The sequence below is a fragment of the Roseivivax sediminis genome (assembly GCF_900112685.1).
Classification (GTDB): Bacteria; Pseudomonadota; Alphaproteobacteria; order Rhodobacterales; family Rhodobacteraceae; genus Roseivivax; species Roseivivax sediminis.
This window is the reverse complement of record NZ_FOMS01000002.1, coordinates 347,981-368,450: the sequence shown is the minus strand read 5'-3', so window position 1 is coordinate 368,450 and position 20,470 is coordinate 347,981. Positions and strand designations below refer to the sequence as shown.

The following is a 20,470-nucleotide window of genomic DNA, read 5'->3' as shown; positions in this document are numbered from 1 at the left end:
CCGCAACGGCCCATCGCACCGCCCCCTGCTTCTTCTCGTCCCAAATACTCCCGCCGGAGGCGCCGAACCGCGCCACGCAGGACACCGCCTCAGCGCTGCGCCAGCATCGCCAGCCGGATCAACGCCCGCTCCACCAGCGCCATCGCCGGGGCCCGCTGCCCGGCGGAGCGCAGGGCGAGGTCGGTTTCGGTCAGGATTCGCAGCGCCTGTTCGAGCTTGAACATGCCCCAGCCCTGCGCCTGCCGGAGCATCCGGTCGCGGCGCGGGCCGAAGACCGGCGGGCGCAGGCGGGCGATGCCCTGCCCTGGCCCGCCCGGATCGGCGGCGGCGGCGTGAAGGGCGCGGAAATGGCGCAGCGCGAAGATCACCAGCGTCACCGCGGCGACGCCCTGCCCCGACAGGCGCTGCATCACGGGACCGACCTCGGCCGCTCGGCCCTCGGCGACGGCGTGAAGGACGTCGTCCACCTCCGCGTCCGACGTGGCCGGGGCCATCAGCCCGACCTCTTCGGCGGTCAGCGGCGCCTCGTCGCCGTGCTTGTAGAGCGCGACCTTCTCCACCGTCTGCCGGAAATCGCCGGGATCGAGTTCGCGGGCGAGTTCAAAGAGCGCGTCGGAGGCCGCGCGGTCGATCTTCGCAAGGCCGGCCTTGGCCAGCGTCTCCTCGATCTCGGCGCGGCCGGGCGGGTCGTTGTAGATGCCCGTAGCATAGGCGCGCTTCGCGTTCTCGAAGGCCTTGCGCAGCTTCGACGAGCCCTTGAGCGCGCCCGCCGTCACGACGATCTGCGCGTCGCCGGGGCGCCATTCGGACAGCGCCGCCTCGATCGCCGGAAACACGCTGTCATTGGCGTCCTCGACGAAAGCGACGCGCGGGCCGGGGAAGAAACCCTGCGCCTTGATCGCGTCCAGAAGCGCCGCGCGGTCCTTGCGCAGATCGCCGCCGGGCATGCGCGTCAGGCGCATCTCGGTCTCGCCCTCGGGGCCGATCAGCGCGGCGATCACCTCCTGCCGCCGCAGGGCCACGCGCATCGCGTCCTCGCCGTAGATCAGAAGGCCCGCGGCCTCCGGGTCGGGGCGCTTGAAATAGGCCGGCGCGTCGCGGGGCGAAAGCTTCATGGCCTCAGGCCGGCAGGTCGGGCGCGACGGCGATCAGGCGGTCGACGATGCGGTCGGCCAGCAGCGTCATCAGACGCTCCTCCGCGTCGCGTTCGGAGGCGAGCGTCGCCACGTTCGAGCCGGTTGCGGAATAGCCGGTGAAGCTGTCCACGCGGTCCTCCAGCAGCACCGCGCCGCTGGCGGTGTCCAGCAGGCGGATATCGACCTGCCCGAGGACCTGGTAACGCGTGGTGGTGCCGGTGGAGGTGGTGCCGAGATCGGTCTCGGACGTGTCGATGGAGGTCGACAGGCGGTAGCGGCCCGAGGGCGCGTGTCCGAGCCGGTCCTCGATCCGGCGGTGCAGCATGTAGGCCGCGCGGTTGCCGGGATCGTCCAGCGCCACCTGCCCCTGCAGGCGGCCGGCGGCACCGCCCGGCCCGTAGGCCGGGGAGAAGCCGCAGGCCGGCAGGAGCGCAAGCGCGCCCAGGCCCGCGATCACGAAGCGCCGGTCACACCACGACATTGACGATCCGCCCGGGCACGACGATGATCTTCTTGGGCGCGCCGCCATCCAGCGCCTTGAGGACGGCGTGGTGCGACAACGCCAGTTCCTCGACCTCGGGCTTGGGCATGTCCTTGGGCACCACGACCTCGCCGCGACGCTTGCCGTTGATCTGGATCGGCATGGTCACCGTGTCCTCGACCATCATGGTCTCGTCCGCCACCGGCCAGGGCGCGTCGGCGACAAGGCCCTCGCCGCCGAGCATCGACCACATCTCTTCCGCGAGGTGCGGGGTCATGGGCGACATGAGCTGCGCCAGCGTCCGCGCAGCCTCGCGCTTGGCCTCGCCGCCCGCGTCCGATTTCGACAGGGTTGAGGTGAAGGCGTAGAGGCGCGCGATACCGGCGTTGAAACCGAAGCTCTCGATCCCCTGCGTTACGTCGTGGATGGTCTTGTGCATCTCGCGCAGGAGGACCTCATCCGACCCTTGCGGGGCGTCTTCGGCCCGGGCCGCCTCGGCCGCGATGCGGAAGACGCGCGAGAGGTGGCGATGCGCGGCCTCCGCGCCAGAGGCGGTCCATTCCACGTCCCGCTCGGGCGGGCTGTCGGACAGCACGAACCAGCGCGCGGTGTCGGCGCCGTATTGCGAGATGATCGAGACCGGATCGACCACGTTCTTCTTGGACTTCGACATCTTGGCCGAGGGAATGATTTCCACGCCACGGCCGTTCATGTCGGCAATCCGATGCACTTCAGCAAGTGCCTGCACCGAGCTCAGGCCCCCCACACCCTCAAGACTCTCCGCAAAAGCCGTTTCAACCGCTTTTTCAATGCCGTCATGTTGGAAAGTGATCACCTCTTCAGGAAAGAGGTAGTGCCTGACAAGCTTGTCGGGTTGCGGATCTGGATGCGTTTCCCGCCTATAGGTCTGGAAGATCGCGTGCGTGACCATCCCTTGCGTGAAGAGCGCATCGAAGGGCTCGCGGCTCTTTTCCGGCAGATGGCCGGTCAGGTGCATCGCGCGGGAAAAGAAGCGGGCGTACAGCAGGTGCAGGATCGCGTGTTCGATCCCGCCGATATACTGGTCGACGTTCATCCAGTACTCGGCATCGGCCATGTCCGTCGGCGTGCCGGCGCGCGGCGCGGTGAACCGCGCGAAATACCACGACGAATCGACGAAAGTGTCCATCGTGTCGGTCTCGCGCTTCGCCGGGGCGCCGCAGGACGGGCACGCCACGTCGCGCCAGGTCGGATGCCGGTCGAGAGGGTTGCCCGGCTGATCGAAGCTGACGTCGTCGGGCAGCTCGACCGGCAGATTCTCCTTTTTCTCGGGCACCACGCCGCAGGCGTCGCAATGCACCACCGGGATCGGGCAGCCCCAGTAGCGCTGGCGCGACAGGCCCCAGTCGCGGAGGCGATACTTGGTCACGCCCTGCCCGACGCCGTTCTCTTCGCAGAAGGCGATGGCGGCATCGACGCCGCTATCGCCGGTCATCGCCTCTTCGCCCGCGAAGGGCTTGAGGTAGCGCACCGTCTCCACCTTGGGCGGCACGTAGGCCGGGCCGCCGTCCTCGGGCAGGATGTAGGTGCCTTCCTCGCCCATCGCCGGCACGAAGACCGAGCTGACCGGCAGGTCGTACTTGCGCGCGAACTCGAGGTCGCGGGCATCGTGCGCGGGGCAGCCGAACACCGCGCCGGTGCCGTAATCCATCAGGATGAAGTTGGCGATGTAGACCGGCAGCTCCCAGCTCGTGTCGAAGGGGTGGCGCACGGTGATGCCGGTGTCGTAGCCCTTCTTCTCGGCGGTCTCGAGCTCTTCCTCCGAGGTGCCGGTGCGGCGGCACTCGGCGCAGAAGGCGGCGACCTCCTCGCTGTCGCGCTCGAGCTGCCGGGCGAGCGGATGGTCGGGCGAGATGCCGACGAAGGAGGCGCCCAGAAGCGTGTCGGGCCGCGTCGTGTAGACCTCGATCCGGTCGTGCCCCTCGGGCGCGTCGGTGGTCGAGAAGGCGAATTGCAGGCCCCGCGAGCGGCCGATCCAGTTGGCCTGCATCGTCTTGACCTTCGCGGGCCAGTCGTCGAGCCCGTCCAGCGCCTCCAGCAGATCCTCGGCAAAGTCGGAGATGCGGAAGAACCACTGCGTCAGCTCGCGCCGCTCCACCAGCGCGCCGGAGCGCCAGCCGCGCCCCTCCTCGACCTGCTCGTTGGCGAGCACGGTCATGTCCACCGGGTCCCAGTTCACCACCGCGTTCTTGCGGTAGACCATGCCCTGTTCGAGGAAATCGAGGAACAGCGCCTGCTGCTGGCCGTAATACTCCGGATCGCAGGTGGCGAACATGCGCGACCAGTCGAGCGACAGGCCCAGCGGCTTCATCTGTTCGACCATCGTGTCGATGTTGTCGTAGGTCCAGGTCTTGGGATGGCCCCCCGACGCCATCGCGGCGTTCTCCGCCGGCATCCCGAAGGCGTCGAAGCCCATCGGGTGCAGCACGTTGTGGCCGGTCGCGCGCTTGTAGCGCGCCACCACGTCGCCCATCGTGTAGTTGCGCACGTGGCCGATATGGATGCGCCCCGACGGGTAGGGGAACATCTCCAGCACGTAGTATTTCGGCTTGCCGTTCTTGCGTTCGGCCTTGAAGGTCAGGGCCTCGTCCCAGGCCTTCTGCCATTTCGGCTCGATCTCGGCGGGCGTGTAGCGGGACATTCGGGCGCTCCCCTTCGGCCTCTGACGGGCATGTGTCGGTCGCGGCGGTGATAAGCGGGGAGGACCGGCACGTCCAGAGCCTCGGGCCGCGGCGACTGGGGGTATTCCCGCCTTCACAGGCCCCTGGCGCGCTGTATTCTGGCCGTCAGACCCGAAAGATCCCCGCGAGACGGACCATGCCCGAACCCACCGCACTGGAGCAATCCCTTCTGGAACTCATCAACCGGGCCCGGACCGACCCGGGCGGAGAGTTCGACCGGCTGATCCTCGACGCCGCCACACGCACCACCCTCGACCCGGACGCGACCGCCGCGATCCGCTCTCGCGAGGTGAACATGACCGTGCTCGAAGCGCAGCTCGCCGCGCTCGACCCGGTGCCGCCGCTGGCCTGGAACGATCTTCTGTCACAGGCGGCGGAGGTGCAGACCGACCACCAGATCGCGATCGACGATCAGGGGCACGCGGGACCGGGCGGCAGCCGCGCGGTCGACCGCGTCATCGCCGCCGGCTACGACTGGACCGGGGTGAGCGAGAATGTCTACGCCTCGGGGCGCGGCGACGCGCATATTCACGCCGCCTTCTTCATCGACTGGAGCCGGACCACCGAGACCGGCATTCAGGATCCGCCGGGCCACCGCGACGCGATAATGAACGACCGCCGGGTCGAGCTGGGCATCTCCGTCAAGCCGGCCGGCGACAGCGAAGAGATCGGCCCGCTCGTGGTCACGCAGGTCTTCGGCAACCGCGCCGATTACGCGCCGCAGCTCCTCGGCGTGGTGATCGAGGATGCGGACGGCGACGATGTCTACGACATCGGCGAGGGGCTCGGCGGGGTCACAGTGACGGCCGCGGGCGCGGTCGGCGAATTCACCACCACGACCCGGGCGGCGGGCGGCTACCAGATGCCGCTGCCGGAGGGCGACTATACCGTGACCTTCGCCGGCGGCGCGCTGGCAGCGGAAATCGTCGAGACGGTGACCATGGACGCGGCGAACACCAAGCTCGACGGTATCGCCGAGGCGCCCGCACCGGACGTCCGGACCGTCGGTTACGCCGAGGGCCGGACCGACGCGGTGCTCTCCGTCTCCTTCACCGGCGGCACGCTGACGCTGTCGGGCGCCGATGCCGCCGCCTTCGTCCTGGATGGCACCGCACTACGCTTTGCCGCCACCCCGGATTTCGAGGCCCCGGAGGACACCGATGGCGACAACGTCTACGACGTGGAGATCCGCGGCCCGGAGGTAGCGGTCGACGCCACAATCACCGTGACCGACGTGGAAGAGACGCCGCCGGCGCCCTCAGGCGTACGGCGCATCGGCACCGAGGTCGCGGACATCCTCGACGGCACCGACGGCGACGACACGCTCGCCGGCCGGGGCGGCAACGATTCGCTTCTGGGCCGGGGCGGGGACGACGAGATCGCCGCCGCGGACGGCAACGACACGGTGATAGCCGGGGCCGGCGCCGACAACGTGGGCGGCGGCTTCGGCGACGACAGCCTCCTCGGCGGCACCGGCAACGACACGATCGGCGCCGGCCGCGGCGAGGACTTCGTGAACGGCGAGGCGGGCGACGACATCGTCAACGGCGGCCAGGGCAACGACACGATCTTCGGCGGGGCCGGCAACGACACCTCGGGGGCGGGCTTCAACGACGACATCGTCTCGGGCGGCTTCGGGGACGACAGCCTCGGCGGCGGCACCGGGCAGGACGTCATCGCCGCGCATGACGGGGACGATGCCGTCGGCGGCGGCGAGGGCGACGATTCCATAGACGGCGGCAGCGGCGACGACTTCCTTGCCGGCGGGGGCCGCGACGACACGATCTTCGGACAGGCGGGCGCCGATTCGATCAATGGTGGCGCGGGCAACGATATCTTGTCGGGGGGCACCGGCGCCGATATATTCATTTGGAACGATCTAATTTCCGGCGAAGCCGATATCGTCACCGATTTCGAACCCGGACTGGACCGGCTGCGCCTCACCGGCATCGACAATGCCCCGGGCAGCGGACTCGTCGGCAAAGTGGCAGCGCTCACCCCGACGGACACCGTCGAGGGCGCAATCTTGTCCTATGACGGCCAGTTGATCCTGCTGGAGAACGTGCGCGTCGCTGACCTCACACTGGATGACTTTCTGTTCATCTGAGCGAAGTATTGCTTCGAGTCCCGATTCTCGCCGCATTGCTCATTAAAATCCCAGAATGCTTGGACGCCGTTAAGGTGTCTATTGTAGTGAGACTGCGACAGCACTGGGATGGGCTCAAGTCTGAATGCCAATTAATATCTATGCACCGACCTCGGCCGATAACCTGAGTCTGGTCGAGCTCGATCTGTACCATCTGATCATGGAATACCGCGCGGAACAGGGGTTGCCGGCTATCCCCCTGTCCGGCGGCCTGACGCTGACCGCCGGGCGTCATTCGCTCGATCAGTATCACAACATCGAGGTCCCGGGCACCGGCCTGCCAGAGGGTGCGAACCTGCACAGCTGGTCCGACCGGCCGTACATGTCCGACGGCAGCACGCCGGGAGCGATGACGAACGCACCGCAGCGGCTGCAATCGGGCTACAACGACCCCGGTTACGAAATCACCGCCTACGGCCAACCTGATGTCGAACGGGCGCTGGCGGGATGGAAACAATCCCCCGGCCACGACATCGTCATCCGCAATGCCGGCCCCTGGACCGGCATCAGCTGGGGCGCCATCGGCATCGGGGTGGAGATGAACGAGCGCGTGGAAAGCGGCCCGATCCGCTACGGCAATTATTACAACGTCTGGTTCGGCCAGGCGAAAGATCCCGGGGGCCCCCCGCTCATAGAAGGCACGACCGCGGCCGACACCGTGCGCGGTACCGCGTTTGCCGACCGGATCGCGGCCGGCGGCGGCGACGACACGATCCGCGGCCACGGCGGCGACGACAGGATTCACCTCGGCGGCGGCAACAATGCGATTTTCGGCGGCACCGGCACCGACACGCTGGTGGTAAACCTCCCCTCGACAGCGGTGGAGGTCGCAATGGCGGGCGCCGCCATGCAGATCACCCTCGGTCCGCATGTCAGCACACTGCACGGGATGGAGCTGTTCGAGTTCACCGACGGCACGTTCGAGCTGACCGCAAACGGCCTCGTGGAAGTGGAACAGGACCCGCTGCCGGACGGGCCGGAGGAGCCGGCCGAACCGGACGGCCCACCCCCTCCGACGGAGCCGGTGCGGAACGTCAATCCGCCGTCCGAGATCGTGCAGGCGCTGCCGATGCATTCCGAGGGCGGCAATACCGGCAATCCCGGAATGCCCCCCGGCGGCGAAGGGCGCCGCGTCATCGGTGACGACGCCGACAACGTCATCGGCGGACCCCCGACCGACGACACGCTCAATGGCGGCGGCGGCGACGACATGATCTCGGGCGGCGACGGTTGGGACCTGATCGCCGGAGGTGACGGCAACGACACCATCTCCGGCGGCAACGGAAACGACATGATCGGCGGCGGCTTCGGCGACGACAAGATCGTCGCGGGCGCCGGCCGTGACACAATCGGGGCCGGACGCGGCGACGATTCCGTCAATGGCGGGCTGGAAGACGACGTGATCAGCGGCGGTCCCGGCGACGACGTGATCTTCGGCGAAGCCGGCGACGACGTGATCGGCGGTAGCTACGGCGACGACACAGTCTCGGATGGCGACGGCAACGACAATCTCGGCGGCGGGACCGGAATGGACATTCTCGCCGGTCATGACGGCGACGACTCGATCGGAGGCGGCGAAGGCAACGACCTGATCGGCGGCGGCAACGGCGACGATTTCCTTGCCGGGGGTGGCCGCAACGACACGATTCTCGGCGGCAGTGGAAACGACACGATCAACGGTGGCGAAGGCAACGATCACATGTACGGCCAGGCCGGCGCAGACGTGTTCGTCTTCAACGGTTTCACCGACGGAGAGGTCGACCGGATCTACGATTTCGACGATGGCGAGGACGTGCTGCGCCTGCGCGGGATCTCGGGCAACAACACGCAGGAACGGATCGAGGCGCTCGACATCACGTATTTCGCCTTCGACGGCGAAGTCGCCGGCGCGCGCCTGACCTACGGCGGCCACACCATCGAGATCGCAGGCATCGCCGCGGAAGATCTCGGCGTCGGAGATTTCATCTTCATCTGATCCGCAACGCCCGCGCCCGGGCGGCACCGCCCGGGCGTTTCCCTTTCCGGTCCGATGTGGCATGACCCTCGGGCAAGCGCACGGGGCAAGGGGCGGCAGCGGTGAAGATCCTCATCATCCACCAGAATTTTCCGGGCCAGTACAAGTACCTGGCCCCCGCACTGGTGAAGCGCGGGCATGAGGTCGCCTCGCTCACGCCCAAGGTCGACAAGCCGACCAACTGGAAGGGCGTGAAGGTCCTGCCCTACAAGATCAAGGGCAACTCCACCCGCGGCATCCATCCCTGGCTGCAGGATTTCGAGACCAAGATCCTGCGCGGCACCTCCTGCTACCAGGGCGCGCTGGAGCTCAAGGCGCGCGGCTTCGCCCCCGACGTGATCCTCGCCCATCACGGCTGGGGCGAGAGCATGTTCCTCAAGGACGTCTGGCCGAACGCCCGGCTCGGCCTCTACTGCGAACTTTACCACCTCACGACCGAGGAATTCGCCCGCTTCGACCCCGAGTTCGACCGCGGGACGCCGGATCTCGACGCGATGCGCATCCGCCTGAAGAACCTCAACAACCGCATCCACGAAGAGATCATGGATGCCGGCGTCAGCCCGACCCGCTTTCAGGCCTCGACGTTTCCCGAACGCTGGCAGGACCGGATCACCGTTACCCATGACGGTATCTTCACCGACGAGGTGAAACCGAACCCGGACGCCCGGCTCGAGGTCACCGACGGACGCGTGCTGACCCGCGACGACGAGGTGATCACCTTCATCAACCGCAACCTCGAACCCTATCGCGGCTACCACGTCTTCATGCGTGCGCTGCCCGAGATCCTGCGCCGCCGCCCGAACGCCCATGTCGTGATGCTGGGCGGGGACGAGGTCAGCTACGGCGCCAAGGCGCCAGACGGCAAGACCTGGAAACAGATCTTCATCGACGAGGTCCGCGGCCAGATCCCCGACGCAGACTGGGCGCGAGTGCATTACCTCGGCCGCGTGCCCTACGACCGCTTCCTTGCGATGATGCAGGTCAGCCAGGCCCACGTGTACCTGACCTACCCCTTCGTTCTGTCGTGGTCGCTGCTCGAGGCGATGAGCGCCGAATGCGCGATCCTCGCCTCCGATACCCGCCCCGTGCGCGAGGTGCTGACCGAGGACGAGACCGGCTGGATGGTCGATTTCTTCGACCGCGAGGCGCTTGTCGACCGGCTCTGCGCCTTGCTCGACGACCCGGAGACGCGCGCCCGGCTTGGCCGGAACGCCCGCGCCTTCGTGCAGCAGAACTACGACCTGCGCACGGTGTGCCTGCCCGAGCATGTCGCCTGGGTCGAACGCCTCGCCACGCTGGAGCCGCGGCCGGTCATCGACTGAGTACGCCGCCGCTCAGACGAGGCCCTGCCAGATCGCGAACGCCACGCCGAACGCCGCGCCGACCATGACGTAGCCCCCGACGATGTAGAGTCCGTCGCGGATCAGAAGGCCGATGGCGAACAGCGACACCGCCGCCGCGCCGAACGAGGTGAAGAAGGGCAGAAGCTCCAGCGCCGGCCAGGTCAACGCGGTGAACGCGATCATCACCTGCGCCAGCGTCCGCATCGGCCCGAAGGTGAGCACCCGCCAGCGGTTGCGGCTGTGCCGGTCGATCCAGGCGACGGGCCGGCGCAGGAAATCGAGCCCCTGGCGCAGCCGCGCCGCCCCGATACGGCGCCGCGTGACGAACCCCGGCAGCCACAGGTGGTCGCGCCGCGTCAACGCCTGGCCGACGGCCAGCAGGATGATCAGCGCGCCGATCGTCGGGGTTCCGGGGATACCCGACACCGGCGACACGAGGATCAGCGCCGGCACCAGGATCACCGCGGTAAAGGACCGATCGCCGACCTTGCGCAGGATGTCCCCCACCGACACCGTATCCTCGTCCGGATCGGGGCGGATGCGCGCCAGAAGCTCGCCCAGCGTCGTCACGGGCGCCGCCTCGGGCGCCGCGCTCGGGGATGCGGAACTCACGGGATGTCTCCTCCTGCGGACGTGGGATCAGGCCGCTTCGGCCTCGAGCAGGGTAAGTAGCCCGGAGCGGTAATCCGGATAGGCCAGTTCTACACCGAGTTCCGTCTTGATACGGTCGTTGGCCACGCGCTTGTTGTCGCTGTAGAAACTGCGCGCCATCTCGGACATCTCCGCGGTCTCGAACGGCACCTCGGGCGGCACCGGCAGACCGAGGAGCTCGGCCGCATAGGCCAGCACGTCCTGCGGCGGAGCGGGATCGTCGTCGCAGACATTGTAGACCGCGCCGGGATTGGGCCGCTCGATTGAGGCGGCGAGCACGGCGGCGATGTCGTCCACGTGGATACGGCTGAAGACCTGGCCGGGCTTGACGATGCGCTGCGCGCGGCCCCGGCGCAGCTTCTCGAACGGGCCGCGGCCCGGCCCGTAGATCCCGGCAAGGCGGAAGACGTGCAGCGGCAGGTGAGGAATGGAGCCCCAGGCGGCTTCCGCCTCCACCCGTGCCTGGCCGCGCGGCGTGGTCGGCAGGAGCGGCGTGGTCTCATCCACCCAAGCGCCGTGATGGTCGCCGTAGACGCCGGTGGTCGAGAGGTACCCCGCCCAGTGCAGGTCCGGCGCCTTCGCCTCTATCGCTTCGCGCGCGATGGCGAGCGCGGGATCGCCGTCCTCGCCCGGCGGGGCGGACATCAGAAGATGCGTCGCCGGCCCGAGCGCAGCGGCAATGTTCTCGGCCGACCAGGGCACCGGTTCCACCCCGTCCGCTTCGAGGCGAGGCGCCTTTTCGGGGTCGCGCACGGTACCGAGGATGCGCCAGCCCTCCGGGATCAGCCGGAGCGAGAGCGCTCGGGCCGAGAAACCGTAACCGAGAGCGAGGAGCGTGGGCGTGTGGTCCGTCATGGCCCAAGGATGCGGCGCGTGCGGCGGTTTGGCAAGCAGAGTGCGACCCGCAGGGGTCGGCAGAAGCTTGCCGACGGCTCGCGGGGCCGGGCTTTCGCGCTCCCCGGTGGGCCGCCTCGTGTCTATGATCGAGCCAGGGACAAACGATCCGGGACGAGGTTCGATGCGGAAAACGGCTCTGGCGCTCGCGATTGCGGCGCTTTTCGGGGTGGCCGCCTGCGGCACGCAGGCACCGGTGATAGACGACAGCGAAGCCCGTAGCTTTGCAGCGCAGACACCGAAACTGCCTCTCCATCCGAACGAGACGCCCGAGCTGCGCCAGCTCATCAACGAATACGCCGACCGTTACGGCGTGCCCCGCCCGCTGGTTCACCGGGTGATCGTGCGCGAAAGCACGCATCGCCCCTGGGCGCGCAACGGCCCCTATTACGGGCTGATGCAGATCCTGCCGGCGACCGCGCGGACCATGGGCTTCCGCGGTGCGCCCTCCGATCTTCTCGATGCCGAGACCAACCTCAAATACGCGGTGAAATACCTTCGCGGCGCGTGGATGGTGTCCGATGGAAGCCACGACAAGGCGGTCGGCTGGTATGCCCGCGGCTACTATTACGAGGCCAAGCGGCGCGGGATGCTGGTGGAGACCGGCCTGCGGCCGGGCTGATCCGGCGGCGCCGGCCCCCAGGGCGGACGGGCGACACGGACCGGGGCCCAGCCCGTCGCCATTGTCTCTCGGGCCGATGGCGTGCCAATGGCAACCCCCCTGAGTATTTGAAGCCCAAAGAAGCAAAGGTGGCCGGCTCGGGCCGAAGGCGGCGCGATCAGTCGGGCAACGCCGCGCTGAATCCGTCGTAGCTCGGCCCGTGATCGACCTTGATGCCCCGGTCCTCCAGGGCGGCGATGCGGGCGCGGTCGCGCTTGTCCGCGCCCTTGCCGGGCTCGCGCAGGATCACCCGGACGATGCGGCCGGGATGGCGCTCGGCGGCGGCGAGGTACACCTTCGGGTCGTGCTGGCCGGTATCGCCGACGAGCATCACCGGCACGCCGGGATGCGCCGCGAGCAGCGAATCGATCGCCGCACCCTTGTGGTCGCCATGCGTGCCCGAGATGAACTGCGTCCTTGAGATTCCGAGATCGCGCAGGAAGACCGGCGCCTTGGGCAGGCCGTGCCGCTCGAAGATGCGGCGCAGGAAATAGTGCAGGTTCCACGGGCTCGACGAGACGAAGAAGATCGGCGCGCCCGCCGCCTCGAACCCCTTCATCAGCGCCACCGCGTCGGGAAAGACATGCCGCGTCAGCGCGTTGCCGGTGAGCGAGGTCCAGAGGTTGCGCACCAGCGAATAGGCCCCGGTCTCCATCACCGTGTCGTCGATGTCCGAGATTACCAGGAACGGCGCATCGCCGACGACCAGCGCCTCGAGCGTCGCGCTCTCGCCACCGTCGATCTCCGCCTCGGCGGCAAACCAGCCGGGCGCGGCATCGCCGCGCGGCAGGTGGAGGGTGAAATACCCCTCCTCGTCGCTGACCGCCGTCGCCTCTCCGACGCGGATCGTCCGCTCTGACACCTCGCGGGTGAAGAACAGCCCCGCCATCTGCCGCAGGTTCACCCACCACGACGCTTCGGGCGACGGCGTGGTGCGGCGCAGCGAGGTCAGGACGCGCCCGCGCAGCAGGATCTCCTCGGGCGTGGCGTAGCCGAGATAGGGATCGATGACGACCCGCTCGGGCTCCCGGCGAAGAAACACCCGGTCGAAGAGTTTTTCGACCGGGTGCGCAATACGTGCGAGGACGGGCTTGACCATCTCAGCCGGGGCTCATGCCGCGCATCTTCTCGGACCGGCGGCGCAGGATCTCCACCGTGGTCAGCAGGCAGATCGAGATACCCACGAGGATCGTCGCCACCGCCAGGATCGTCGGCGAGATCTGCTCGCGCAGGCCGGTGAACATCTGCCAGGGCAGCGTCTGCTGATTGGCCGACCCGACGAAGAGCACGATCACCACCTCGTCGAAGGAGGTGATGAAAGCGAAGAGCCCGCCCGAGATCACGCCGGGCAGGATCAGCGGCATCTGCACCTTGAAGAAGGTCGTCACCGGGTTCGCGCCGAGATTGGCCGAGGCCCGCGTCAGCGACCGGTCGAAGCCCACCAGCGTCGCCGTCACCGTGATGATCACGAACGGAATGCCGAGCGCCGCGTGCGCGAGGATCACCCCGAGATATGTGCCCTGCAGCCCGATCCGGCTGTAGAAGAAGTACATTCCCGCCGCCGAGATGATCAGCGGCACGATCATCGGCGAGATCAGGATCGCCATGATCACCTGCCGCCCGGGAACGTGCGGCTGGCTCAGGCCGATCGCCGCGAGCGTGCCGAAGCTGACCGCCAGCAGTGTCGCGATCGGCGCGATGATCAGGGAGTTGCGCAGCGCGCTCTGCCATTCGTTCGACTGGAAGAAATTGCGGTAGTGGCGCAGGGAATAGCCCTCGGGATCGAAGGACAGCATCTCGGGCGTGAAGGTGAAGAAGTTCTCCGCGTTGAAGCTGAGCGGCATCACCACGAGGATCGGCGTGATCAGGAAGACGAAGATCGCCCCGCAGATCACCCGGAAGCTGTAGTGCCACAGGACCTGCCCGCCGGTGAGGTAAGGCGGCAGCGCCATCCGGTAGCGGCAGCGCCCGACCCAGTAGATGAACCAGCCCAGGAACCAGCCGAAGAGGGCGCCGACGACAAGGCCGGGCACGCCGCCGATCAGCAGCCCGGCGAGCGCGAACAGCGCGACGACCCCCCATTTGAACGCCCGCTCCTGCGCGGTGCCGAGATAAGCCATCGCGAGATAGGCGAGCCCGGCGCAGATCGCGGCGCCGAGCACGATGCCGACAAGGCCCGAGCCCTGCGCGGTGCCGACGAAGAGGCCGAAGAACGCCCCCGCCGCCGCGACCACGCCGCAGGTGAAGCCGTAGGGCATGGTGCGGGTTTCGGTGATGACCACGTTGGGTGTCGCCATTGCCTCAGCCTCCCAGCTTCACGTTGTCGATGCCGACGATCTTGTCGTAGGCCCAGTAGAGGATCAGCACCACCGCCAGCAGGATCGTGCCCAGCGCCGCCGCGAGGCCCCAGTTGAGCGACGAGGAGATGTGATAGGCGATCCGGTTGGAGATGAACGTGCCGGTGGTGCCGCCGACGATCTCGGGTGTGATGTAGTAGCCGATCGACAGGATGAAGACGAGGATCGAGCCCGCGCCGATCCCCGGCACCGATTGCGGGAAATAGACCCGCCGGAACGCCGTGACGTTGGTCGCGCCCAGCGATTTCGCGGCGCGCACGTAGCTCGGCGGGATCGTCGACATGACCGAATACATCGGCAGGATCATGAACGGCAGAAGGATGTGCGTCATCGCGACGATGGTGCCGAACTGGTTGTTGATCATCACCAGCCGGTTGGCGTCTCCGACGAGGCCCAGCCAGACGAGCACGTCGTTGATCACCCCCTGGCTCTGCAGCATCACCTTCCAGGCCGACGTACGCACCAGCAGCGAGGTCCAGAACGGCAGCAGCACCAGGATCATCAGCAGGTTCGCCGACCGCATCGGCAGCGTCGCCAGAAGGTAGGCGACCGGGTAGCCCAGAAGGATGCAGCTGAAGGTAATGACAAGCGACATGAACATCGTGCGCTTGAAGAGCAGCCCGTAGATCCGTTCGTCCTCGTCCCGCATCGCCGCGCCGTCGGGGGTCTTCTGCATGTCGACGGCGTTGAGGAAATAGCCCGAGGTGTAGTCGGGCGAGAACGCCTGGATCGTGCCCCAGACCTCCGGATCGCCCCAATCCTCGTCCATGTCGAGGAAGGCCTGCTTGATCGGCGTGGTCTCGAAATCGCCGACCGCCGCGGACGCCTCCTGCAGAAGGTCGGTATGCGGACCCGAATAGCCCGAGACATCCTTGTTCGTCAGATCGGTGTAGAGTGCCGCCCAGACCCGCGTCCATGGTTCTTCCTCGAGCGGGCTCTCGTTGTCCTCGGTGCGGATGAACTCCGCGAAGGTCAGCATCTGGCGCGAGGTTTCCGGCAGCAGCGTCGGCATGCCCTCGCGCAGCTGGAAGTCGGGCAGCGGCTCGCCGGACTCCTCGTCCCAGGCCTCCTGCGCCGCCAGCCACTCGTCCGAGCCCATGAGCTCGGCCCAGGTGCGCTCTTCCTCCCAGAGTTCGTTCAGGTCCTCGAACTGGTCCTGGTAGAGCTCTCCAATATCGTCGACGCCGCGGCCCGAGCGGCGGAAGAGCGACGACACCCCCGTCAGTTCGTAGTTGAGGCGGGTGCCGAGGCGGGTATGTTCCTTGCGCTCCTGCGCCAGGAAAAGATCGTCGTAGAGCGCAGCATAGACCTCGTCCCCGGGGGACTCGCCACTGTCGTAATCCCAGTCTGCCAGCGCCTCGACGGTGCGTGGCAGGGTCTCCGAGACGATCTCGTTCTCGACCGAGCGGAACAGCATGTCCGCGATCGGCGCGATGAAGGTCAGGAGCACGAACAGCAGCAGCGGGGCGATCAGGGCCAGTGCGCGAATCTTCTGGATCCGCAGGGATTTGGCGAGCTGGCGCTTGAGCGGGGTGCCGTCGGCAGCGAGCATCCGCCCGCGGTCGTCGACATTGTCGAGCGCCTTGGCCTGGGCGAGCGGATCGTCCGGCGTCGGCGCTTCGATCTTGTTCGGATCGGATGTGGCGTCACTCATCTTGGGTCCCCTCGACCACCAGGATCACGCTGTCGGCGCTCTGCCGCCGGATCTCGGCGACGGACTGGTATGCGCTGTCGTTGTAGGCGGCTCGGGCCGCGTCGTAGCTGGGGAACTCGATAACCACGTGGCGCTGGTGGGTCTCGCCCTCCATCACCTCGCTCTGCCCGCCGCGGACGATGAAACGTCCGCCGAGGCTCTCCAGGATGGGCGTGTCGCGCGCGATGTAGTCGCGGTACGCCTCCGGGTCGCGGACGGTGATGTGGCCGATGATGTAGCCCTTGGGCATCCCGGGTTCCCTGTCGGTGTCGCGCGCCGTTTGTCCGGCGCGTCGCTCTGGCGCCGCGCGCCGGGTGGGGAGATTGCCCCACCCTGCGGACGGCGGTGGGTAGGGTGGGCAATCTGCCCACCCCGGTCTCTTGCGGGCGGGGCGATTACCCCGCCGCCGCGATCACTGCGCCAGCCAGGACTGGAACTTGGCGTCGATGTCGTCGCGGTAGTCGGCCCAGAACTCGTAGTTGTAGAGGAACGTGTTCTCGGAGTTCTCGGGATCGGTCGGCATGTGCTGCTTCATGTCCTCGGGAACCAGCGGTGCCGAGGTCTCGCGCGCCGGGCCGTAGGAGATGTACTCCGCCTGGTCCGCCAGCCGCTGCGTGTCGGTGGCGAAGCGCACGAAGTCCTTCACGCGGGCAAGGCGGTCTTCCGGCAGACCCTCGGGGATGATCCAGCCGTCGAGGTCGAAGACCTGCGCGTCCCACATCATGCCCACCGGCTGGTCCTGCTCCTCGATCACCGAGTAGAGGCGGCCGTTATAGGTGGAGCCCATGAACACCTCGCCGTCGGCGAGAAGCTGCGGCGTGTCGGCGCCGGCCGACCACCAGATCACGTCGTCCTTGATCTCGTCCAGCTTGGCGAGCGCCTGGTCCTGGCCCTCGTCGGTGGCGAGCACGTCGTAGATCTCGTCCTTGGCGACACCGTCGCACAGGAGCGCCCATTCCATGTTGTTGATGGGGCGCTTTTCCAGCGCGCGCTTGCCCGGATAGGTCTCCAGGTCCCAGACGTCGCAGATCTCGTCGGGCGCGTCGGCGCCCTCGGGCACCATGTCGGTGCGGTAGCCGAAGGTGGTCGAATAGACGATCTGCGGGATGTAGCAATCCGACACGATCAGGTCGCCGAAGTCGTCCGAGGGATCGACCTCGCTGCCATCCTCGGCCTCGCCGGGCGCCAGAAGCTCGTCATGGTCGACTTCCATCGCCAGGCCCTCGTCGCATAGGCGGATGGCGTCCGATGCCACCACGTCGACGAGATCCCAGGTGATGTTGCCGGCTTCGTTCATCGCGCGCAGCTTGGCCACGGCCTCGTTCGAGCTTTCGTCCCAGGTCGCGGAGACCTCGGGGTTGTTCTCGATGTAGGGCTCCACGTAGGCCTGCTGCTGCGAGGACTGGTAGGCCCCGCCCCAGCTGACCAGCGTCATGCTGTCTGCCATCTCCTGCGCGGCGACGGCGCCGCCGGCGACCGTCAGCGCGGTGGTGGCGAGAAGCGTCTTGGAAAGTGTCATACCTTTCTCCCTAAGTCCCGTTGGTGATGCGGGCCCCGGCTACGGGTGGAACGCAAGGCCCTTCCGATGCGCCTGCGCCGGCCGCACACCTTTCGGCGCGCCAGCCCGCGCAGCGCGGCGATCCTACGTCGCGTCGAGCGCGCGGCAATCCTCGGGCAGCCAGCCGATCTTCACGGTCTCGCCGGGCGAAAGCCGCTTCTGGTCGGCGCGGTTGCGCGTCTTGACGATGAACTCGTCGTTGCCGGCGACGGACAGGCGCGTGCGGAACACGTCGCCCATGTAGATGAACTCGCGCACAGTGGCTTCCAGCGTATGGGCCGTGGTGCCGAGGTCCGGATTGAATTCCACCCGCTCGGGGCGGATCGAGACCCGCGTGCGGTCGCCCTTCTGGGTCACGTTGATCGGGTTGGCGTCGATCACCTCCCCGCTGTCTAGCTTCACCGTGCAGCGGTTGCCGCCGATCTCCTCGATCACGCCTTCCAGCGTGTTGTTCTCACCGATGAACTGGGCGACGAAGCTGTTCTGCGGCGCCTCGTAGAGCTCGTCCGGCGGGGCGAGCTGCTGGATGCGGCCGTCGTCGAACACCGCGACCCGGTCCGACATGGTCAGCGCCTCGGTCTGGTCGTGCGTCACGTAGACGACGGTGATCCCGAGATCGTTGGCGATGCGCTTGATCTCGAACTGCATGTGCTCGCGCAACTGCTTGTCGAGCGCGCCAAGCGGCTCGTCCATCAGCACCAGCTCGGCCTCGAACACGAGCGCGCGGGCCAGCGCGATCCGCTGCTGCTGTCCGCCCGAAAGCTGCGCCGGCCGCCGGCCGCCGAAATGGCCCATCTGCACCATCTCCAGCGCGCGCTTGACCTTCTTCTCTCGCTCGGCCTTGGCCATGCCCCTGACCTCAAGCGGGAAGGACAGGTTCTCGGCCACCGTCATGTGCGGAAAGAGGGCGTAGTTCTGAAAGACCATGCCGATCCCGCGCTTGTGCGGCGGGATGTTGTTGATCGGCTTGCCGTCGAGCTTGATCTCGCCGTGGGTCGCCGTCTCGAACCCCGCAAGCATCATCAGGCAGGTGGTCTTTCCCGATCCCGACGGCCCCAGCATGGTCAGAAACTCGCCCTTCGGCATGGCGAGGTTGAGATCCTTCACGACGAGCGTCTCGCCGTCATAGCTCTTCTGCACGCGTTCGAACGCGACGAACGCGTCGCTATCAGCCGTGGTCCCCAACAGCCAAACTCCCTGATATATGTCCCGCGCGGGTTGGCCCGCGTCTCTGAACCCCGACTAAACCGCCAAGGCCTTGTCGATGCAACTGTCTTGGCAAGGCTAACATATCCGGCGCCCAGAAACAGGAACATTGCCCAGATATTCGGCACCTGGCGGGAAGAATGGCAAGGCGGCCCCGGCCGGAATGACCGTTCGCACCGGCCCAGGCGCCGGTCCGCGCTGCGCCGAAGGCAGAATCAGCCATTCGCCTCACGACCCGGTGACGCCCCATGATGTACACATCTTGGGGATGCACTGCGCGCCTCCAGCCAAATTCCGCTGAATTTTTCGGCATAATGTCGCAAACGGAGCCTTGGCGTCGCGTTCTGACAGACCAGATGTACACAAGTTGTCAATGTGGAGCTGTCATCCCTACCGGTCAGAAAGGCGTGCCCATGGCGTATCATCGCTTCACCAAGGACCTGCCGTTTTCCGAGGAAGAGTATACTCGCCGCCTCGACAAGACCCGCCGCGCGATGGAGCGATCCGGTCTCGACGTGCTTTACGTCACCGATCCGTCGAACATGGCGTGGCTGACCGGGTATGACGGCTGGTCCTTCTACGTGCATCAGGGCGTGATCGTGCTGCCTGACGCCGATCCGATCTGGTGGGGCCGCAACCAGGATGCCAACGGCGCCATCCGCACCGTCTGGATGGGCGACGACCGTGTCATCGGCTACGCCGACAACTACGTGCAGTCGACCGAACGTCACCCGATGGAGGATCTGGCCCAGCGCCTCATCGGCATGGGGCTGGAACGCACGCGCATCGGGGTGGAACTCGACAACTATTATTTCTCCGCTCGCGCATACATGGCGCTATCGGGCGAGTTGCCGAATTCCACGCTGCTCGACGCCACCGCGCTGGTGAACTGGCAGCGCGCCGTGAAGTCGGAGGAAGAGCTGACCTTCATGCGCCGCGCCGCGAAGATCTCCGAGAAGATGATCGACGGGCTGGTGGAACGTGTCGAACCCGGCGTGCCCAAGAACGAGGTCGTGGCCGAATGCCAGCGCGACGCGATCATGGGCGCGGACGGCCACTGGGGCGACTATGCCGCGATCGTGCCGCTGCTGCCCTCGGGCTCGGACGCCGCCGCGCCGCACCTGACCTGGGACGGCGAGCCGTTCAATCCGGGCGAGGCGACGTTCTTCGAGATCTCCGGCTGCTACCGCCGCTACCACGCGCCGTTCTGCCGCACGATCTTCCTCGGGGAGCCGTCGGACATCTTCAAGCGGGCCGAAGCCGCGCTGGTCGAGGGGCTGGAAGCCGGGCTCGAGGTCGCGCGCGCCGGCAACCGCGCCTGTGACATCGCCAACGCGCTCGCCGCGCCGCTGGAATCGGCGGGCATCGAACGCGGGGCGCGCTGCGGCTACCCGATCGGCCTCAGCTACCCGCCCGACTGGGGCGAGCGCACGATCTCCCTCCGCGCGGAGGACGAAACCGTGCTCGAACCGGGCATGACCTTCCACTTCATGCCGGGCCTGTGGATGTCCGACTGGGGACTGGAGATCACCGAATCCATCCTCATCAAGGACGACGGCCCGGCCGAGACGTTCTGCCACCGCCCCCGCAAGATGTACGTGAAGGACTGA

16 protein-coding genes are annotated in these 20,470 nt (G+C 67.3%); 5 read left to right on the top strand and 11 right to left on the bottom strand.

Annotated elements, in window-relative coordinates; all coding sequences use genetic code 11:
* Window positions 1-89: 89 nt before the first annotated feature.
* From holA to leuS, 3 genes are read right to left on the bottom strand one after another with little or no spacing between them, the layout of a single operon-like run.
* Window positions 90-1,115 carry a DNA polymerase III subunit delta gene (holA, locus tag F3H57_RS04830; RefSeq protein ID WP_149754739.1) on the bottom strand — a complete coding sequence of 342 codons (1,026 nt, stop codon included), beginning with the start codon at window positions 1,113-1,115 and terminating at the stop codon, window positions 90-92.
* Window positions 1,116-1,119: 4 nt separating this feature from the next.
* The gene (gene lptE, locus F3H57_RS04825; RefSeq protein ID WP_149754738.1) at window positions 1,120-1,617 is read right to left on the bottom strand and encodes an LPS assembly lipoprotein LptE; all 498 of its coding nucleotides are present in this window, start codon (window positions 1,615-1,617) and stop codon (window positions 1,120-1,122) included.
* Window positions 1,604-4,297 (bottom strand): leucine--tRNA ligase, encoded by a 2,694-nt coding sequence (leuS, locus tag F3H57_RS04820; protein ID WP_149754737.1) that lies wholly within the window; start codon window positions 4,295-4,297, stop codon window positions 1,604-1,606. Before leuS ends, lptE begins: the two co-directional genes overlap by 14 nt.
* 176 nt (window positions 4,298-4,473) lie before the next feature.
* Between leuS and F3H57_RS04815 the strand changes: the two genes are divergently transcribed.
* The 3 genes from F3H57_RS04815 (at window position 4,474) to F3H57_RS04805 (ending at window position 9,819) form a co-directional block, all read left to right on the top strand.
* Window positions 4,474-6,444 (top strand): CAP domain-containing protein, encoded by a 1,971-nt coding sequence (locus tag F3H57_RS04815; protein WP_149754736.1) that lies wholly within the window; start codon window positions 4,474-4,476, stop codon window positions 6,442-6,444.
* Window positions 6,445-6,568: 124 nt separating this feature from the next.
* Complete coding sequence (locus F3H57_RS04810) at window positions 6,569-8,458, top strand: hypothetical protein (RefSeq protein WP_149754735.1); 1,890 nt, start codon at window positions 6,569-6,571, stop codon at window positions 8,456-8,458.
* 101 nt (window positions 8,459-8,559) lie between these two features.
* Window positions 8,560-9,819 (top strand): glycosyltransferase family 4 protein, encoded by a 1,260-nt coding sequence (locus F3H57_RS04805; RefSeq protein WP_149754734.1) that lies wholly within the window; start codon window positions 8,560-8,562, stop codon window positions 9,817-9,819.
* 12 nt (window positions 9,820-9,831) lie between these two features.
* On the opposite strand, the gene F3H57_RS04800 is transcribed toward F3H57_RS04805, so the two are convergent.
* Together F3H57_RS04800 and F3H57_RS04795 are read right to left on the bottom strand one after the other, a co-directional pair.
* On the bottom strand, window positions 9,832-10,452 hold the full coding sequence (locus tag F3H57_RS04800) for an exopolysaccharide biosynthesis protein (protein WP_149754733.1): 621 nt from the start codon (window positions 10,450-10,452) through the stop codon (window positions 9,832-9,834).
* Between the two features lie 27 nt (window positions 10,453-10,479).
* On the bottom strand, window positions 10,480-11,346 hold the full coding sequence (locus F3H57_RS04795; RefSeq protein WP_149754732.1) for an SDR family oxidoreductase: 867 nt from the start codon (window positions 11,344-11,346) through the stop codon (window positions 10,480-10,482).
* A 163-nt stretch (window positions 11,347-11,509) separates the two neighbouring features.
* On the opposite strand from F3H57_RS04795, the gene F3H57_RS04790 reads away from it, so the two are divergent.
* Complete coding sequence (locus F3H57_RS04790; RefSeq protein ID WP_149754731.1) at window positions 11,510-12,007, top strand: lytic transglycosylase domain-containing protein; 498 nt, start codon at window positions 11,510-11,512, stop codon at window positions 12,005-12,007.
* 157 nt (window positions 12,008-12,164) lie between these two features.
* Here F3H57_RS04790 and F3H57_RS04785 read toward each other — a convergent pair whose 3' ends face one another.
* The 6 genes from F3H57_RS04785 to F3H57_RS04760 form a co-directional block, all read right to left on the bottom strand.
* Window positions 12,165-13,145: a phosphatase domain-containing protein gene (locus F3H57_RS04785; RefSeq protein ID WP_149754730.1), complete on the bottom strand. Its 981-nt coding sequence runs from the start codon at window positions 13,143-13,145 to the stop codon at window positions 12,165-12,167.
* Window position 13,146: 1 nt separating this feature from the next.
* Window positions 13,147-14,328: an ABC transporter permease gene (locus tag F3H57_RS04780; RefSeq protein WP_394349818.1), complete on the bottom strand. Its 1,182-nt coding sequence runs from the start codon at window positions 14,326-14,328 to the stop codon at window positions 13,147-13,149.
* A gap of 19 nt (window positions 14,329-14,347) precedes the next feature.
* Window positions 14,348-16,057, bottom strand: coding sequence for an ABC transporter permease (locus F3H57_RS04775; RefSeq protein WP_149754729.1), 1,710 nt, complete (start codon window positions 16,055-16,057; stop codon window positions 14,348-14,350).
* On the bottom strand, window positions 16,050-16,346 hold the full coding sequence (locus tag F3H57_RS04770; protein WP_149754728.1) for a DUF1330 domain-containing protein: 297 nt from the start codon (window positions 16,344-16,346) through the stop codon (window positions 16,050-16,052). The genes F3H57_RS04775 and F3H57_RS04770 overlap by 8 nt, the downstream gene beginning before the upstream one ends.
* A 162-nt stretch (window positions 16,347-16,508) precedes the next feature.
* Window positions 16,509-17,615, bottom strand: coding sequence for an extracellular solute-binding protein (locus tag F3H57_RS04765; RefSeq protein WP_149754727.1), 1,107 nt, complete (start codon window positions 17,613-17,615; stop codon window positions 16,509-16,511).
* Between the two features lie 123 nt (window positions 17,616-17,738).
* Complete coding sequence (locus F3H57_RS04760) at window positions 17,739-18,839, bottom strand: ABC transporter ATP-binding protein (protein WP_149754726.1); 1,101 nt, start codon at window positions 18,837-18,839, stop codon at window positions 17,739-17,741.
* A 434-nt stretch (window positions 18,840-19,273) separates the two neighbouring features.
* Between F3H57_RS04760 and F3H57_RS04755 the strand changes: the two genes are divergently transcribed.
* Entirely contained in the window at window positions 19,274-20,470 is a 1,197-nt protein-coding gene (locus F3H57_RS04755) for a M24 family metallopeptidase (RefSeq protein WP_149754725.1), read from the top strand.

Coding starts and splice junctions, on each gene's coding strand:
- F3H57_RS04790 (WP_149754731.1), top strand. CDS start 11,510: ATGCGGAAAACGGCTCTGGCGCTCGCGATTGCGGCGCTTTTCGGGGTG.
- F3H57_RS04755 (WP_149754725.1), top strand. CDS start 19,274: ATGGCGTATCATCGCTTCACCAAGGACCTGCCGTTTTCCGAGGAAGAG.
- F3H57_RS04795 (WP_149754732.1), bottom strand. CDS start 11,346: ATGACGGACCACACGCCCACGCTCCTCGCTCTCGGTTACGGTTTCTCG.
- F3H57_RS04810 (WP_149754735.1), top strand. CDS start 6,569: ATGCCAATTAATATCTATGCACCGACCTCGGCCGATAACCTGAGTCTG.
- holA (WP_149754739.1), bottom strand. CDS start 1,115: ATGAAGCTTTCGCCCCGCGACGCGCCGGCCTATTTCAAGCGCCCCGAC.
- F3H57_RS04770 (WP_149754728.1), bottom strand. CDS start 16,346: ATGCCCAAGGGCTACATCATCGGCCACATCACCGTCCGCGACCCGGAG.
- F3H57_RS04765 (WP_149754727.1), bottom strand. CDS start 17,615: ATGACACTTTCCAAGACGCTTCTCGCCACCACCGCGCTGACGGTCGCC.
- leuS (WP_149754737.1), bottom strand. CDS start 4,297: ATGTCCCGCTACACGCCCGCCGAGATCGAGCCGAAATGGCAGAAGGCC.
- F3H57_RS04785 (WP_149754730.1), bottom strand. CDS start 13,145: ATGGTCAAGCCCGTCCTCGCACGTATTGCGCACCCGGTCGAAAAACTC.
- F3H57_RS04775 (WP_149754729.1), bottom strand. CDS start 16,057: ATGAGTGACGCCACATCCGATCCGAACAAGATCGAAGCGCCGACGCCG.
- F3H57_RS04815 (WP_149754736.1), top strand. CDS start 4,474: ATGCCCGAACCCACCGCACTGGAGCAATCCCTTCTGGAACTCATCAAC.
- lptE (WP_149754738.1), bottom strand. CDS start 1,617: ATGTCGTGGTGTGACCGGCGCTTCGTGATCGCGGGCCTGGGCGCGCTT.